Source organism: Gammaproteobacteria bacterium (genome assembly GCA_009838035.1).
Classification (GTDB): Bacteria; Pseudomonadota; Gammaproteobacteria; order Steroidobacterales; family Foliamicaceae; genus Foliamicus.
The window spans coordinates 1-15,647 of record VXSK01000007.1 but is presented as its reverse complement, the minus strand read 5'-3'; the positions used below and the strand labels follow the sequence as shown (position 1 = coordinate 15,647).

General features: G+C 65.4%; 15 protein-coding genes and 1 CRISPR repeat array. All 15 genes read left to right on the top strand.

The annotated features are described in order from the left end of the window. The first annotated feature begins 122 nt into the window (after positions 1 to 122). The 15 genes from F4Y72_06500 (at position 123) to cas2 (ending at position 15,030) form a co-directional block, all read left to right on the top strand. Positions 123 to 449, top strand: a complete 327-nt coding sequence (locus tag F4Y72_06500) for a type II toxin-antitoxin system RelE/ParE family toxin (GenBank protein MXZ27939.1) — start codon at positions 123 to 125, stop codon at positions 447 to 449. Further along, complete coding sequence (locus F4Y72_06495) at positions 446 to 724, top strand: helix-turn-helix transcriptional regulator (GenBank protein MXZ27938.1); 279 nt, start codon at positions 446 to 448, stop codon at positions 722 to 724. Before F4Y72_06500 ends, F4Y72_06495 begins: the two co-directional genes overlap by 4 nt. 211 nt (positions 725 to 935) lie before the next feature. Then, positions 936 to 1,514 (top strand): hypothetical protein, encoded by a 579-nt coding sequence (locus F4Y72_06490; protein ID MXZ27937.1) that lies wholly within the window; start codon positions 936 to 938, stop codon positions 1,512 to 1,514. Beyond that, complete coding sequence (nhaA, locus tag F4Y72_06485; GenBank protein MXZ27936.1) at positions 1,508 to 2,725, top strand: Na+/H+ antiporter NhaA; 1,218 nt, start codon at positions 1,508 to 1,510, stop codon at positions 2,723 to 2,725. The genes F4Y72_06490 and nhaA overlap by 7 nt, the downstream gene beginning before the upstream one ends. Positions 2,726 to 3,185: 460 nt before the next feature. Beyond that, on the top strand, positions 3,186 to 3,566 hold the full coding sequence (gene ssb, locus F4Y72_06480) for a single-stranded DNA-binding protein (GenBank protein ID MXZ27935.1): 381 nt from the start codon (positions 3,186 to 3,188) through the stop codon (positions 3,564 to 3,566). A 217-nt stretch (positions 3,567 to 3,783) separates the two neighbouring features. After that, positions 3,784 to 4,770, top strand: a complete 987-nt coding sequence (locus F4Y72_06475) for a DNA primase (protein MXZ27934.1) — start codon at positions 3,784 to 3,786, stop codon at positions 4,768 to 4,770. 32 nt (positions 4,771 to 4,802) lie between these two features. Then, positions 4,803 to 5,270 carry a hypothetical protein gene (locus F4Y72_06470; protein MXZ27933.1) on the top strand — a complete coding sequence of 156 codons (468 nt, stop codon included), beginning with the start codon at positions 4,803 to 4,805 and terminating at the stop codon, positions 5,268 to 5,270. A gap of 351 nt (positions 5,271 to 5,621) precedes the next feature. After that, positions 5,622 to 6,593 (top strand): DUF2493 domain-containing protein, encoded by a 972-nt coding sequence (locus F4Y72_06465; protein MXZ27932.1) that lies wholly within the window; start codon positions 5,622 to 5,624, stop codon positions 6,591 to 6,593. Positions 6,594 to 7,238: 645 nt separating this feature from the next. Next, positions 7,239 to 9,491 carry a CRISPR-associated helicase Cas3' gene (cas3, locus tag F4Y72_06460; GenBank protein ID MXZ27931.1) on the top strand — a complete coding sequence of 751 codons (2,253 nt, stop codon included), beginning with the start codon at positions 7,239 to 7,241 and terminating at the stop codon, positions 9,489 to 9,491. 163 nt (positions 9,492 to 9,654) lie between these two features. Continuing rightward, positions 9,655 to 10,326 (top strand): type I-C CRISPR-associated protein Cas5, encoded by a 672-nt coding sequence (gene cas5c, locus F4Y72_06455; protein ID MXZ27930.1) that lies wholly within the window; start codon positions 9,655 to 9,657, stop codon positions 10,324 to 10,326. Next, positions 10,323 to 12,095, top strand: a complete 1,773-nt coding sequence (gene cas8c / locus F4Y72_06450) for a type I-C CRISPR-associated protein Cas8c/Csd1 (protein ID MXZ27929.1) — start codon at positions 10,323 to 10,325, stop codon at positions 12,093 to 12,095. The genes cas5c and cas8c overlap by 4 nt, the downstream gene beginning before the upstream one ends. Positions 12,096 to 12,098: 3 nt before the next feature. Continuing rightward, positions 12,099 to 13,034, top strand: coding sequence for a type I-C CRISPR-associated protein Cas7/Csd2 (cas7c, locus tag F4Y72_06445; GenBank protein MXZ27928.1), 936 nt, complete (start codon positions 12,099 to 12,101; stop codon positions 13,032 to 13,034). A gap of 9 nt (positions 13,035 to 13,043) precedes the next feature. After that, on the top strand, positions 13,044 to 13,682 hold the full coding sequence (gene cas4 / locus F4Y72_06440) for a CRISPR-associated protein Cas4 (GenBank protein MXZ27927.1): 639 nt from the start codon (positions 13,044 to 13,046) through the stop codon (positions 13,680 to 13,682). 10 nt (positions 13,683 to 13,692) lie between these two features. Further along, positions 13,693 to 14,733 carry a type I-C CRISPR-associated endonuclease Cas1 gene (gene cas1c, locus F4Y72_06435; protein ID MXZ27926.1) on the top strand — a complete coding sequence of 347 codons (1,041 nt, stop codon included), beginning with the start codon at positions 13,693 to 13,695 and terminating at the stop codon, positions 14,731 to 14,733. A 6-nt stretch (positions 14,734 to 14,739) separates the two neighbouring features. Then, complete coding sequence (cas2, locus tag F4Y72_06430) at positions 14,740 to 15,030, top strand: CRISPR-associated endonuclease Cas2 (GenBank protein ID MXZ27925.1); 291 nt, start codon at positions 14,740 to 14,742, stop codon at positions 15,028 to 15,030. A 184-nt stretch (positions 15,031 to 15,214) separates the two neighbouring features. Next, a CRISPR array of direct repeats spans positions 15,215 to 15,647; the repeat unit is 33 nt; unit sequence GTCGCCCCCCGCGCGGGGGGCGCGGATTGAAAC.

Sequence of the window (15,647 nt, the reverse complement as noted above, 5' to 3'; positions counted from 1 at the left end):
CCTCTCGCCGGCGCAAGGCCGCCACGCGGCGAACGGCGAATCCATGTCGTGGGACGGGTCGGGGCCTGCGGCGGCTGCGACGGCCTCTTGGTTCCATAGCAAACCTGCTATACTGTCGCCGTATGGTCTGGCGCGTGCAAACGCTGAACGACGCGGTGGACAGGGAGTTCGACGCGCTGCCCGCCGACATGCGGGCGCGCTTCGCGCGCATGTGCCGGTTGGTCGCGTCGGTCGGCTTGGATCGGATGGGCGCACCCCATGTCAGGCACGTGACCGGCCCGCTTTGGGAGATGCGCCTCGCGGGACGGGGTGGGATCGCGCGGGCGCTTTACGTCGCCGCGACTGGGCGGCGGGTCGTGGTGGTCCGCGTATTCGTGAAGAAGACCCGGCGCACGCCGCGCCGGGAAATCGACGTGGCGCTCAAGCGCGCACGGGAGGTACTGCAATGACCGGGATTGCCGAACTGCACGAGCGGTGGAGCCGCGACGCCGACTATCGCGAGGCGTATAAACGGCTGGGACCGGAGTTCGAAGTGGCGCGTGCGCTGATCGAGGCGCGCACGCGCGCGGGGTTCACCCAAGCGGAGTTGGCGGAGCGGATGAAGACGACGCAGTCCGCCGTCGCGCGGATGGAGAGCGGCCGTGTGCCGCCGTCCACGCGGACGCTGGAGAAGGTCGCGCAAGCAACGGGTACGCGGCTGCGAATCCGCTTCGAGCAGGGATGAAACGATCTTGCGACAGGATGGCGGAGGTTTGCCAGCGCCCCATAAGAGGGGCGGAAACCGCTACCCGGAACATTCGCGTGAGATTTCACTGACCGGGTCGTGGTTTTGCGACAGTGCTGACAAGCCGTGATGACGGTCGCCCCGCCCGGCCGCGGGCTGGCGGCACGGTGGCCCTCCACGGCGTGATGCCCGTGGCTTTCACGGTCGCGTCATGAACAACGCTTTGTTCCCGCCCAAGCCGATTGAAGCCTGGCGCGCCGGCCGCCGGCGGTTCCGGCGCAGCCACGTTGGCATGCTGCTCGCGGTCCTGGGCTCAACGCTGCTGCTGCCCGCGCAAGGGCGGGCCGAGCCGCTCTACGCGAGCGTTTCGCTGGGCGGCAACGTCATCGGCGACGTCACGCTGCGCAGCCGCAGCAACGACCGCGCGAGCATCTGCGACGAGTCCATCAACCCGCGGGCGTTGTCGGTGCCCGGCTGCACCGCGCCGGATCGCGGCGCGGGGGACGGATGGTCCGCGCCGTTCGACGGCGACCGGGGAGTCTCCGCCGAAGCGGCACTGGGGTATCGCTTCTCGCCGCGGTTTCGGGTGGCCGTCGTCTACGGTTACCGCGCCACGCAATTCGATCAGACCGTGTCCTCGACCGACGCCTCGGGCGTGGACTTCGACAAGATCGGCAACCAACAGTTCGGCGTCCACGGAATTCTCCCGTCACTGCGCAGTCTAAACGTCCGCGTGGGTAACGCAGGCGAGGGCATGGGAGAAGGGAAGCGCGACCATTGGGGATGCTGAGGGAGTTTCTGCGGCTTGAGGCCGCTGCCGGCGTCCTGCTGGCTTTTGCCGCGATCCTGGCGCTGGCGCTGGCCAACAGCCCGCTGTCGTTCCTCTACGGTGGGTTGCTGGACACCGCCGTGGCCGTGCAGATCGGGGCGCTGTCGATCTCGAAGCCCCTGCTGCTGTGGATCAACGACGGGCTGATGGCGGTGTTCTTCTTCCTGATCGGCCTGGAGGTCAAGCGCGAGGCGCTGGAGGGCGAGTTGTCCTCGCCCGCGCAAATCGTGCTGCCCGGACTGGGCGCCGTGGGGGGCATCGCGGCGCCCGCCGCGATCTACAGCGCACTCAACTGGGGCGATCCGGTGGCGATGAGCGGCTGGGCGGTACCTGCGGCGACCGATATCGCCTTCGCGCTGGCGGTGCTGGGGTTGTTCGGCCGGCGCGTGCCCGCGGCATTGAAAGTGTTTCTGCTGACGCTCGCGATCTTCGACGATCTGGTCGCGATCGTCATCATCGCCGTGTTCTACGCGGGGGACCTGTCGGCGAGCGCGCTCGGAATCGCGGCGGCCATCCTCGGCTGCGCGGTCGCGGCCAACGCGCTGGGGGTGCGCCGGGTTTCGGCGTTCGTGCTGATCGGCATCGCGCTGTGGGTGGCGGTGCTCCAATCCGGGGTGCACGCGACGCTGGCGGGCGTGCTCATCGCGTGGTGCGTGCCGCTCGGCGACCCCGGGAACGGTTCGCCGCTGAAGCGGCTGGAGAGCGACCTGCACGCGCCGGTGGCGTACGCCATCCTGCCGCTGTTCGCGTTCGCCAACGCGGGCCTGCCGCTGGCGGGAATGGGCCTTGAGGATCTCACCGATGCCGTGACGCTGGGCGTGATCGGCGGTCTGGTGCTGGGCAACCCCATCGGGGTGCTGCTGTTCACGGGCGCGGGCGTGGCGCTGGGACTGGCAAGACTGCCCACGGGCGTGAACTGGCTGCAGATGGCGGGCGTCGCGTTCATGTGCGGCATCGGTTTCACGATGAGCCTGTTCATCGCCGGCCTTGCCTTCGAGCATGCCGGGGGTGCCTACTACGGCGTGGCCCGGCTCGGGATTCTCGTCGGCTCGGTGCTGGCCGCGGCGGTTGGCTTTCTGGTCCTGTGGATCGGGCTTCGGCGCGGCGACGCATTTCGCCGGACGGCCGGTGAGCGGCAGGCGCGAGGACGACGCGATGCCGGGGCTGGCTGAACGGTTGCCTGGCCGATTACCGGAGTTCTTTCGCAACCGCGAAACCCGGGGTGAAGGTGCAGGTGTCACTGTTCACCCGGCCGGTTTCCGGGGCAAGCGCTGCGGATTGCGGTAATGTATCGAGGTGGTTGCGCCGCGAGAGAATGCGGGTCGGTTCTTGCGTGGCCCGGTTATACGCGCGGACATCGCAGTCCCATTTATGGGCGTTGGGCGGGACGATTGGCAAACTTACGGCGTGCCGTCGTCGGTGTTGACTGTCGGCGGGGCATGACGACACACACTGCCCAAGGGCGACAAACGCCCCCGGAAAACCCCATGCGTCCGGGAAATTTGGGCCGGTTGCGGTGTTGCAATGGTGTTGACCGCCAGATTGACGCTGCCGAAGGCATCTCCCTTAGGCTTACAACCTATTGAAATAAAAACGTTTATTTCGGGTTAAGGCGTAGGCTTCCCGCTATACGTGAGGGTTGCGAACCTCTCGATCGCGACCGACGAGTCCTACCTCAACAAGCAGACCGGCGAGCGGGTCGACAAGACCGAGTGGCACCGCATCGTCACCTTCCAGGACGGGCTCGTCTCGATGCTGGAGAAGCACGCCCGCAAGGGCCGGCTGGTCTACATCGACGGCAAGCTGCAGACCCGGCGCTGGCGCAAGGACGGCGAGGAGTCCGACCGCTTCTCGACCGAGATCCTGCTGGTGCCCGGCGGGCGGATCCAGTTCCTGGACAAGCCCGAGGGCGCCAACGGCAACGGCGCGGCGATGGCCGACGCCCAGGCCCAGGGCACCGGACCGGCGATGCCGGCCGAAGGCGGCGAGATGGACGACGACATTCCGTTCTGACGTCTGAACCGTCCTCCCACGGGGTCGGCGCTTCGGCGCCGGCCCCCCTTTTGCAGTCGGCTTCGAGTCCGCCCGGTCCAGGACTCGCGCCCGCGCTTCGCACGGCGCGTCGATCCTCCGGCCCCGCGAAGAGGCGGAGGCCGGCCGGAACCGGGCGTTCCCCCGAAGCCCAAGGAGTGTCGCCCATGCCGCAACGCCACATCGCAAGGACCGCGCCGTGAACGCCTCCGCCGTCGCCGCCGAGCTTGCGCGGCGCGCCGAGGCGGTGTGTCGCCGCTATCTGCCCCACGGCCGCCGCCAGGGCCGCTACTGGGTCGCGGGCGACCTCGACGGCGCCCGCGGGCGCTCGCTCTACGTCCGCCTGGAAGGGCCGGGCGCGCCCGGCAAGTTCACCGACGCGGCCACCGGCCAGCACGGTGATCTTCTCGACATCGTGCGCATCCGCTCGGGCGCGCCGACGCTGCGCGCGGCGCTCGCCGAGGCCCGCGCGTTCCTCGCCCTGCCGGCGGCGCCGGCCACGGGCGGGAACACGCCATACGACTCGACGGAGGCGGCCCGCCGTCTCTGGGCGCGTTGCCGCGCCCTGGCCGGCACCCACGCCGAGAAGTACTTGCTCGCCCGGGGGCTGGCGCGCTGCCGCTTCGCGGCGTTGCGCTTTCACCCCGAGCTTCGCTACCGAAAGGGCCATTCCGTCGTCCGCCTGCCGGCGCTGGTCGCCGCCGTGACCGGCGACGACGGCGCCGTCACGGGCGTGCAGCGTACCTGGCTCGATCCGCGCTCGCCCGCCAAGGCGGGCGTGGCCTCGCCGAGAAAGGCGCTCGGCAGGATTTACGGGCACGCGGTCCGGTTCGGATCGCCCGACACGACGCTGCTGGTCGGCGAGGGCATCGAGACGGTGCTGTCGCTGGTGACCGCCGTGCCGGAGATCATGGCCGCGGCCGCGCTCTCAGCCGGCAGCCTCGGCGCGTTCGCGCCGCCGGCTGGCGTCGAGCGGCTCATCGTCGCGCGCGACAACGATCCCGAGGGGGATCGAGCCGCCGAACGCCTCGCCCGGCGCTGCGCGCGCTCGGGCGTCGGCGCCGCCATCCTCGTGCCCGAGGGCGGCGACTTCAACGACGACCTTCTCGCGCTCGGCCCCGAATCGCTGGCGGCGCGGCTCGCGCCGCTGCTGCGCGTCGCGGACGAGCGAGGGCGGCTGGAGTGAGGGCGAACCCGGTTCGGGAAAGGAGAGAGAACATGCACACCCACGCAACCACGGGCATCGCACGCCCGGCCTCCCGGTACGTCGTCCGCACCGTCGACGAGGACTGGATCGACCTGTTCGATCCGCCGTCGCGCATCGACGCCAAGCGGCCCGCCTGGGAGGAAGCCCAGCGCCGCGTCCGCGCCCATCCCGAATGCACCACCGTCGTCCTCGACCGGCGCACCGGCGCAATGCTGTGGCAAAGCGATCCCGACATCCCACGGCGCTACCTGGTCAGCGCCGTCAGCGACACTGTCTTCTACGCTCTGGACATGGACCTGCCCACGGTCGGCGAAGTCCTGTCCGCCCACAAGAAGAAGTACGACGCCTGGACCGCGTTCTACAAGGCCGTCGAGCAACCGTCGGACGACATCGTCGTGCTGCTCGACACCGGCACGCAGTCCGAGCCGACCGTCATCGCGAGTTCCGATGAGGATGTCTACCGGGCAGACGACGCGTGAGCGGCGCGGTCAACAGGATCGAGCACCGGATCGGCAACGCCGCCGCGAATTCGAGCAAGGACATTGTGCGCGTCGCTTCGCGACCGGGCTTTACGCTCCAATCTCCGCAAGCTCCGATTTCCGCTGCAATCCCTCGCGCCTCCGCTCGCAAGCTCGCTGCGCACTCCGTTTGCCGGGGAACGCAGCGGGCGTGAAAACAAAAGCTCCTCCCGACGTAGGCCCATTGTTCCACACGTGCTCGCACCGTCAACCCGCGCAAGCGCGGGTCCTACGCTTCGCTGCGGCCGCCAGGGCGGTGACGGCACTGCGCGCGCGTGAACCAATAAACCTACGTCGGGAGACGCTCTTCCGATGCTCCGGGCCATCAGGCTCATCTCTCAACTTCATGAAGGAGACACTCTCATGTTCGATTACGACACTCACCAAGCGCAGTCCCCAACGGCTGTCATCTGCGAGAACGCGGCCCTCTACGGCGCAACGCCCGGGCGCGACGAGTTCGACCCCAGGGACGTCTGGGATGAATCCGACGCGCTCAGCGCGGTCAGCGAAGCATTCGGCATCCTGGCCGACAACGTGGGCCCCGACGGCACCCAGCTCGCCGACGAGCGCGAGTCCATGCTCTGGGGCTTCGTCAACATGCTCGACGCCCAGGTCCGCAGGCTCGACCGCGGCGTCGACCGGCTCGCGCCCAAACTCCGCGACCTGCAGCGCGCCCAGGACGGCACCGAGATCAACGCCCGCGAGCTCGAACTCACCACCGACCGGGCGCAGAACCTCGGCAAGCGGCGCGACGCGTTCGAGAAACTGCGCGACTCCGCCGCCGACGCCTACCGCGAAGCCACCGGCGACACCTGGCGCCCGCGCTACGGCAGCCACACAAGCCAGACGCGGAAACTCACCTCCGCGGCCATCGACGCCCGCGACTTCCTGCGCGCCCGCAAGGATCGCGAGACCCAGGCGCACCTGCCCGACGGCACCCTGATCGCGGTGGCCGGCGGCAAGAACGTCAACGATGTGGACGCCATCTTCCGGCGGCTCGACAACGCCCGCGCGAAGTACTCCGACATGGTGCTCGTGCACGGCGGCGGCCCCGGCGTGGAACGCTTCGCCGCACAGTGGGCCGAACGCCACGGCGTGCACCAGGTGGTGTGCAAGCCCGACTGGGACCGCCACGGACGGGCCGCACCGTTCCGGCGCAACGACGACCTGCTCAACCTGCTGCCCAAGGGCGTCATCGCCTTCCCCGGCTCAGGCATCACCGACAACCTCGTCGACAAGGCCGTCAAGCTCGGCATCCCGGTGCAGCGCTGCCGCGCGGCGTAGCCCGCACCGGCCCCGCGGGTCGCGCCGCTCCCCGGCGGCTCACGCCCGCCGCGTTCGCCGGCGGCGATCATCCCGTCCTGAATGCCGCCTCCCGGTGCTCCCCTCGACGCCGGAGGCGGCTCGGTTCTCACACCTGACCGCAGCCCGCTGCAGGTGTCGTACAGGCGCGCGCCTGTCATGCATTCACGTGCGCTTTCGACGACATAAGCCGACAGGTTCTTGCCGGAGCGAGTTGATGCTCTGGGGACACAGGGCTATCGCCTTGAATTGGTGGCAATTCCCGCCTGCCGGATGCTCTGGGGGCACAGAAATTTCAAGTAAATTGCCTATCCGTATGCTCTCGGAACACTGGCCGATCACGCCGTTCCAGGCAATGACTGGATCCACTTCGGCTCCATGCGCCATCGATCAGCGTGTGCTTATGAACACAGTTGGTTGTTCTAATCGAGTCTCCCTGAGCGTTTGAAGCGAACGTCCCCACAGCGTGCCTCACGCAGTCAAGCGGTCTACGCCGAGCTTCACTCCTGCTTGGATTCGCAGGAAATCGCTCGCCATCCCGTCGCGCGTTCCGCATACTCGCGTGCTCAATTCCAGCCGTTATCGCTGATACCTCCTTGAGTGTTCGGGGTACAGTGTGCCGCCCCAATGACCCGAACCACGTACTTTGCCCACAGCCACGAGTTGCTCGAACCGGAAAGCTGGCATCATTTGTCCCGGCACCTTCAGAACACCGGGGAGCGCGCTGCCGCGTTCCTCGATGCGATTGGAGCCGGAGACCTTGGCCGCACGGCTGGCCTTCTGCACGACCTCGGGAAGTACTCCGAGGAATTTCAGCAACGACTCGCGGGCAAAGCCGCCCGTGTTGACCATTCCACTGCGGGTGCCCAAGCCGCCCTGAAGCGGTATCCGGGTCCGCTGGGCAAGATCGTCGCCTACTGCGTGGCCGGTCATCACGCGGGCCTGGCCAATGGGGTGAACGGCGAGAAGATCGGCGCCTTGGCCGATCGACTCGCGGCTTCGCCACCGCCGTTGGATCCCATCTGGAAGACCGAGGTTGCGCTGCCGGAACTTCAGCCGCCAACCATCAAGCCGCGAGATGCGAGTTACGCGGGTTTCAGCGCGTCGTTCTTGATCCGCATGGTGTTCTCGGCGCTCGTCGATGCCGACTATCTCGACACCGAGGCGTGGTTTTCCGAGGTCGATGGACGCTCGTCTCCGCGTGGCAATTGGCCTGGACTCGAACGACTCCTGCAGCGCCTCGACTCGTGTTTGACCGAGCTTTCCGCCCGCGCGGCACCCTCCGACGTGAACCGCCTACGGCAGCAGGTGCTAACTCGAGCGCGGACAGTAGCGGCTCAACGGCCAGGGCTTTTCACCCTGACCGTACCGACCGGTGGAGGCAAGACGCTCAGTTCACTTGCGTTCGCGCTCGAACATGCGGTCCGGCACGGACAGCAACGGGTGATCTATGTCATTCCCTTTACCAGCATCGTGGAGCAGACCGCCGCCGTCTTCCGTCACGCTCTGCGCGAAGGACCGCTCGATCCTGCGAACTTTGTGCTTGAGCACCATAGCGCGTTCGACGAAGATCGCATCGGCGAGCGCGAGGCACGGGACAAACTGCGCCTGGCCATGGAGAACTGGGACGCGCCGATTGTCGTAACGACGGCCGTGCAATTCTTCGAATCCTTGTTCGCCAACCGTCCGTCGAGGTGTCGGAAGCTCCACAACATCGCCAACAGTGTCGTCATTCTCGACGAGGCGCAGACGCTGCCGCTGAGCTTGCTCGTGCCGTGCGTGAGCGCGATGGACGAGCTTTCGAGAAACTGGCGTTCGAGCATCGTTCTTTGCACGGCCACGCAACCGGCATTTCAGGCGCGCCACGGTTTCAATGGCGGGCTGGTTGACGTTCGGGAGATTGCGCCCGATCCCAAGCGTCTCTACCGGCAACTCAGGCGAACGCGGATCCGCCATGCGGGTACGCTGGACGACGCGCAGCTCACGGAACGGCTGCTTGGCTCCCGCCATTCGCTGTGCATCGTAAATACGCGCCGCCACGCCCGGGAGTTGTTCGAGGCTCATCGTCCAACCCCGGGATCGTTTCACCTCACCACCGCGATGTGCGCGAGGCACCGAAGCGACGTGTTGAGCGACATACGCGAGCGCCTCGATGGGGGTCGACCCGTTCGGTTGGTCGCGACTTCGTTGATCGAGGCCGGTGTGGACGTGGATTTCGAGACCGTGTTTCGCGCCGAGGCGGGACTGGAATCCATTATCCAGGCAGCCGGACGCTGCAACCGCGAGGGCCGGTCCGCGATGGGCGACGTCTACGTGTTCGAACCGGCACCCGGCCCGGGCCGCGCGCCCAGCCCGGAACTCGCTCAGTTCGCTTCCGCCGCTCGTTCGGCGCTGCGGCGCCACGAAGATCCCCAGTCGCTGGCGGCCGTCACCGACTACTTCCGCGAGGTGTACTGGCTCAAAGGGCCGGAGTTGGACGCGCATAGAATTCTTGCCCAGTTGAACGAGCGACGAGCAAGCCTGGATTTCCCTTTTGAGACTATTGCCCGTCAGTTTCGACTCATCAGCTCGGACATGGTGCCCTTGATCGTTCCGTACGCAGGTCGTTCCAGCAGAGACCGGATCGTCTCGCGGCTGCTCGAAGAGTTGCGCTGGGTCGAGCGCCCCGGTCGAATTGCTCGCCTACTTCAGCCGTATGTTGTGCCAGTACCGCGCCGCGTTCGCGAACGGCTGCTCGCCGCCGGAGCGGTCAGCGTCATCCGTGCCGACGACTTCGCGGAGCAATTCGTTGTCCTGACCAATCCGGACCTTTACCGGCACGACACCGGACTTATCTGGCACAATCCCGAATATCTCTCCGCCGAGTCGCTCGTGTATTGATGTTCGTTTCCTCTCCTCGCAGTATCCGCGCCAAGATCCTTACCTCAGTCGACGATGGAAAGCATGGGATATCCACGGATTGCTCGATTCTCGCTTTGCGTTCTCATGGTCACCGTTGGATCCATTCAGCATCCCTTTCGGCAATGGGAAATAGGAGCTTCGCTTGACGTATGGCGTCCGACTGCACGTCTGGGGCGACTACGCCTGTTTCACCCGACCGGAAATGAAGGTGGAACGTGTCTCCTACGACGTGATGACGCCTTCGGCCGCGCGCGGCATCCTTGAGGCCATTCACTGGCGGCCCGCCATCCGATGGGTCGTCGACCGCATCCATGTTCTGAAGCCGATCCGGTTCGAGACATTTCGCCGCAACGAGCTGGGCAAGAAGATTCCCACGCGCAGCGTCACCGCCGCAATGAACGCGGGGAGCACGGACGAACTTCACGTCATCATCGAAAACGAGCGGCAACAACGAGCCACGATACTGCTGCGCGATGTCGCCTATCTGATCGAAGCACACTTCGAGTTGACAGCGCGGGCGGAGCCCGATGACACCGAGGCGAAACACTTGTCCATGTTCAACCGGCGCGCCGCCAAGGGACAATGCTTTCATCGACCGTACCTGGGCACGCGAGAATTTGCAGCCGACTTTGCGCTTGTCACCCATTCCGTGCCTGATTCGTCGCTGCCTTCCGATCAACGCGACCGCGACCTCGGCTGGATGCTCCACGATCTCGATTTCGAGAACGATCGCACGCCCCTGTTTTTCCGCGCCGTACTGCATGACGGCATCATTCGCGTGCCGGCAATCGGTCGCGGGCAGGTCGCGTCATGACCGTCCTGCAGGCGCTTGCACGTCACCATGAACGGCTTGTCCGCGTTGGCGAAGCGCCGTCTTACGGGTTTTCCCGCACGCCGATCTCATACGCCCTCGTGGTATCGCCCGAAGGATCGCTGGTGGACGTTGCGCCGTTGCTCGATACCTCCGGCAGAACGCCACGTCCCACCCCCCACGAAGTGCCCCAACCCGTCAAGCGCACGTCCGGCGTCGCATCCAACTTTCTCTGGGACAAGACCGCCTATGTGCTTGGAGTCAAGCGCGATCCGACCACCAGGCAGCCCGCGCCCGCGCCTCGCGAGCACGCCGCCTTCCGGAAACTGCACGCGGACCTGCTTGCGGAAACGGACGATGCCGCGCTGCAAGCCCTATGCCGCTTTCTCGATCAATGGAATGTCGACAGTTATGCCTTGCTTCCGTATGCGGACGGCATGCTGGACCAGAACATCGTGTTTCGTCTCGACGGGGAATTGTCCTTCATCCACAAGCGCCCGGAGGCACGTGATATTTGGATTCGCCATCTATCCGAACAACAAGGCGCCGAAGGCTTGTGCCTGGTCAACGGCTCCACAGATTCGCTCGCCCGTTTGCACGCTCCGATCAAAGGAGTAAGGGGAGCGCAGTCATCCGGAGCCTCGGTTGTCTCGTTCAATCTGGACGCGTTCGAATCGTTTGGCAAGAAGCAGGGAGCCAATGCGCCGATTTCAGAGCAGGCGGCATTCGCTTACGCAACGGCCCTTAACGCAATGCTGGCGCGAGACAGTCGGCGGCGCATCCAGATCGGCGACGCGACCACCGTGTTCTGGGCTGAGACGACGGGCGGCGAAGACGCTGCCAACGCGGCCGAGGATCTCTTCGCGATGCTTGCGGAACCGCCAACTGCTACGGGGGAAGAAGCCACGATCGCCGACACCTTGTCCGCCATCGGTTCGGGCCGCCCGCTCGCCGACGCCGTTCCAGGTGTCGATGAACAGACCCTTTTTCATGTACTGGGACTGTCGCCAAACGCCGCACGCCTGTCCATCCGCTACTGGCACACGGACACGCTCGGGGCCATCGCCCGGCGGATCGTCGAACATTGGCGGGATATGCGCATGGAACCGCTGCCATGGAGAACGCCCCCGGCGGCCTGGCGCGTGCTGATCGAGACCGCACCGCAACGCAAGTCTGACCGTATCCCACCGATATTCGGCGGTGCGTTGATGCGGGCCATCCTTACCGGTGGCGCCTATCCCCGTTCACTCCTTGCCGCTATCGTCATGCGCATGCGCCAGGACCGCGATATCAACGGCCTGCGCGCTGCGATCTGCAAAGCCTGTCTTGCCCGGGATTACCGCCTGGGACTCACTACGGAGGATGTTCCCGTGAGCCTGAACCCCAATGAAACCAACGTCGCCTACCGCCTGGGACGGCTGTTCGCGGTGTACGAGAAAGTGCAATCGGCGGCGCTCGGCAACGTCAACGCGACAATCAAGGATCGCTATTTCGGAGCCGCCTCTGCAACGCCCGCATCGATTTTTCCTCTGCTTGAGCGCACCTCCGGCCATCACTTGGCGACCTTGCGCAAGAACGAGAAAGCAGGTCTGGCGCACTGGTTCGAACGGGAAATCGACGACATTCTCGCGGGCGTGGATACCGCTCTGCCACGCAGCCTGCGTCTTGAGGAACAGGGACGGTTTGCGATTGGTTACCACCATCAACGAGCCAGTTGCCGACGAGGCTCCGCCGATGAAACCACCGATACCCACACCGACAAAGGGGAATGAACCATGACCGCAATCGGCAATCGCTACGATTTTGTTTACCTGTTTGACGTCACTAACGGCAATCCGAACGGCGACCCCGACGCGGGCAACCTGCCCCGGCTCGACCCGGAAACCAACCAGGGCCTCGTCACCGACGTGTGCCTCAAACGCAAGGTGCGAAACTTCGTTGCCCTGACGAAGGGCGACAGTGAGGGGTACGAAATCTTCGTCAAGGAGCGTGGGATTCTGGAGTTGCAGCAGAAGCGGGCTTGGGATGCGGTCCTGCCGGACGCCACCGACAAGGACCGCGAAAAGCTGCCCAAAGATGATCAGAAGGCCCGGGAACTGACCCGCTGGATGTGCGCGAATTTCTTCGACGTTCGGGCGTTCGGCGCCGTGATGTCGACCAAGGGCGCCAACTGCGGACAGGTACGAGGCCCCGTGCAGTTTGCCTTTGGACGATCCGTCGAACCGATATTGCCGCTTGAGGTTTCCATCACCCGCATGGCCGCCACCACCGCCTCCGATGCGGAATCCAAGGGCGACATCCGCACTATGGGGCGCAAGCACATCGTGCCATACGGGCTTTACCGCGCTCACGGCTACATATCCGCCTGCCTTGCCGGCGACGACACCAAGGGAACGGGCTTTTCCGAAGCGGATCTCGATCTGCTCTGGACCGCGCTCGAATCCATGTTCGATCACGACCGCTCGGCGGCGCGCGGCGAGATGAACGCCCGCCGACTGATCGTATTCAAGCACGACAGCCTGCTCGGCAACGCGGCCGCGCATCGGCTGTTTCAGCGAGTAACGGTCAATCGGGTCCACGACGGCGAGGAAATCGACCCTGCCGAACGCCGCGCCCACGAATTGCCGCCCGCTCGCGCCTACAGCGACTACCGGGTTCAACTTGACAGAACGCAAGTACCGAGCGGAATCGAGATCATAGACCGGATCTGATGCCCCGAAATGCCTGGTACCCACCCAATCGCTGAAGAAGACGACCTAATCCCGATCTCCGCACTGCAGCATATGCTGTACTGCCCGCGCCAATGCGCGCTGATCCATCTCGAACGGCATTGGGCCGAGAACCGGTATACAGCCGAAGGGCGCATCCTCCACTCCCGCGTCGATTCGGGCGCGACCGAATCTCGACCGTCGGCAAGAGTCGAGCGCAGCGTCCCCGTTCGGTCTTTGCGGGTTGGGATCGCGGGCGTCGTCGACGTTGTGGAGATTCATACCGACGGCAGCCTCTATCCGATCGAGTACAAGCGCGGGCGCCCGAAGTCCCACCGGGCCGACGAGGTTCAGCTTTGCGCACAGGCGCTTTGCCTGGAGGAGATGCTGGACACCTCGGTTCCCGAGGGCGCCCTGTTCTATGGCCGGAGCCGCCGCCGCAAGCCGGTTGAATTCAATCGGGAACTGCGTCGGATCACCGAGCGCGTGGCCGCAGACACCCGCGAGATGATCGCAGCCGGCCGCACGCCACCGCCGGAATACGAACCGCGAAAGTGCGACAACTGCTCGCTCAACGAATTCTGTCAGCCGCGCGCCGTCCGTGCCCAGGATGCGGTCCGCGACTGGCTGCTCACCGCCATCGAGAGGTGACGCGCATCCCATGCGGCGCCACCTGAATACACTCTACGTGACCACGGAGAACGCCTGGTTGCGCAAAGACGGCGAGAATGCGGTCGTCAGCGTCAATCGCGAGCCGCAGGGGCGGGTGCCGATCCACCTGCTCGGCGGCATCGTCTGTTTCGGCGCCGTTGGAGCAACGCCGCAATTGATCGGCCACTGCGCCCGAAAGGGCGTGAGCCTGTCGTTCTTGAGCCGAAACGGTCGTTTCCTGGCCCGTGTGACCGGTCCGGTTTCCGGCAACGTGCAACTGCGGCGAGCCCAGTATCGAAGCGCGGACGATGACGACATGGGCACAAGTCTTGCGAGAGACTTCGTGCTGGGCAAACTGCTCAATCAGCGCACTGTCGTTCGCCGCGCCCTGCGAGATCATCGAAGCAACATGGACGATGAGGCCCGTGAACGCCTCAACGCCGGTCAGCGCCGCTTGGGCAACGCGGCACGCCGGGCCGCCAACGAGTCGGCCAAGAACGCCCTACGAGGCATCGAGGGAGAATCCGCCCGAATCTACTATTCCGTATTCGACGATTTGATCCGAAGACCCGATCCTGAATTCAGGTTCGAATCCCGGTCGCGCCGCCCGCCGCTCAACCCGGTCAACGCGCTGTTGTCCTTTCTGTACTCGCTGCTCATGCACGATTGTCGATCCGCGCTGGAAACGGTTGGCCTTGACCCTGCGGTCGGCTTTTTGCACGAAGACCGCCCTGGGCGGCCAAGCCTTGCACTCGACCTCATGGAAGAATTGCGCCCGGTCCTCGCCGACCGGGTCTGCCTGACGCTGATCAATCGCCAGCAGGTTTCGCCAGCCGATTTCACGACCGCCATCAGCGGGGCCGTAACGCTGAGCGACGCCGCGCGCAAGACGCTTCTGGTCACCTATCAGGACAGAAAGAGTCGCGAGCTCACCCACGAGTTTCTTGGCGAGAAAACCACGCTCGGGCTCGTGCCGTTCGTGCAGGCCCGGCTGCTCGCAAGGAGGATTCGCGGCGAACTGGACGGCTACCCGCCGTTTATCTGGAGATAGGCCGACATGCTCATGCTCATTACATACGACGTCGCCACGAACGATACAGCAGGCAGGCGGCGCCTGCGGCGCGTAGCGCGCTTGTGCCAAGATCACGGGCAGCGTGTTCAGTACTCTGTATTCGAGTGCCAAATCGACCCGGCTCAGTGGACTGTCTTGCGCACCAGACTGATTGAGGAGATCGACGAAGACGAGGACAGCCTTCGGTTTTACAGGCTGGGGGCAAATTGGCGACCTCGAATCGAGCATGTGGGAACGAAGCCGACCTATGATCCGGATGGTCCGTTGGTGTATTGACGCACGGCGCGAACCCAAAGCGCTCACGTTTCCACTAGGGTGTTCGCGGGCACTTTAAGCTGTTGAATTCCCGACCGTCTAAGCTGGACTCGCTGCTCTTTCCGAGTGAGCCCTGTGTCGTTTTCCGACGGTTCGCGCAAGTCAGCCTATTTCCTGTTCACGAACAATCGGTTATAACCATGGCGTCGCCCCCCGCGCGGGGGGCGCGGATTGAAACGCCTCGGATTGCGCCTACGGTCCGGCCGGCGGATGTCGCCCCCCGCGCGGGGGGCGCGGATTGAAACAGGAACGCCTCGCGCTCCCACTCCATCGTCATGCGTCGCCCCCCGCGCGGGGGGCGCGGATTGAAACCCTTGCGGATCCAGCGCCTCGAACACGCCGATCGGGTCGCCCCCCGCGCGGGGGGCGCGGATTGAAACAGTTGAATCTCAGCCGCCTTGACCTTCAGCTCGGTCGCCCCCCGCGCGGGGGGCGCGGATTGAAACTCAGTCTCCTCCTCCTGGAGAACGTCACATTGAGTCGCCCCCCGCGCGGGGGGCGCGGATTGAAACCCGGTCTATCTGCCGTCCGGGACCGCGCGGACCGTCGCCCCCCGCGCGGGGGGCGCGGATTGAAAC

Bases quoted from the DNA above. Each gene is read 5' to 3' on its own strand.
- F4Y72_06500 (MXZ27939.1), top strand. From the start codon at position 123: ATGGTCTGGCGCGTGCAAACGCTGAACGACGCGGTGGACAGGGAGTTC.
- F4Y72_06495 (MXZ27938.1), top strand. From the start codon at position 446: ATGACCGGGATTGCCGAACTGCACGAGCGGTGGAGCCGCGACGCCGAC.
- F4Y72_06490 (MXZ27937.1), top strand. From the start codon at position 936: ATGAACAACGCTTTGTTCCCGCCCAAGCCGATTGAAGCCTGGCGCGCC.
- nhaA (MXZ27936.1), top strand. From the start codon at position 1,508: ATGCTGAGGGAGTTTCTGCGGCTTGAGGCCGCTGCCGGCGTCCTGCTG.
- F4Y72_06470 (MXZ27933.1), top strand. From the start codon at position 4,803: ATGCACACCCACGCAACCACGGGCATCGCACGCCCGGCCTCCCGGTAC.
- F4Y72_06465 (MXZ27932.1), top strand. From the start codon at position 5,622: ATGCTCCGGGCCATCAGGCTCATCTCTCAACTTCATGAAGGAGACACT.
- cas3 (MXZ27931.1), top strand. From the start codon at position 7,239: ATGACCCGAACCACGTACTTTGCCCACAGCCACGAGTTGCTCGAACCG.
- cas8c (MXZ27929.1), top strand. From the start codon at position 10,323: ATGACCGTCCTGCAGGCGCTTGCACGTCACCATGAACGGCTTGTCCGC.
- cas7c (MXZ27928.1), top strand. From the start codon at position 12,099: ATGACCGCAATCGGCAATCGCTACGATTTTGTTTACCTGTTTGACGTC.
- cas4 (MXZ27927.1), top strand. From the start codon at position 13,044: ATGCCTGGTACCCACCCAATCGCTGAAGAAGACGACCTAATCCCGATC.
- cas1c (MXZ27926.1), top strand. From the start codon at position 13,693: ATGCGGCGCCACCTGAATACACTCTACGTGACCACGGAGAACGCCTGG.
- cas2 (MXZ27925.1), top strand. From the start codon at position 14,740: ATGCTCATGCTCATTACATACGACGTCGCCACGAACGATACAGCAGGC.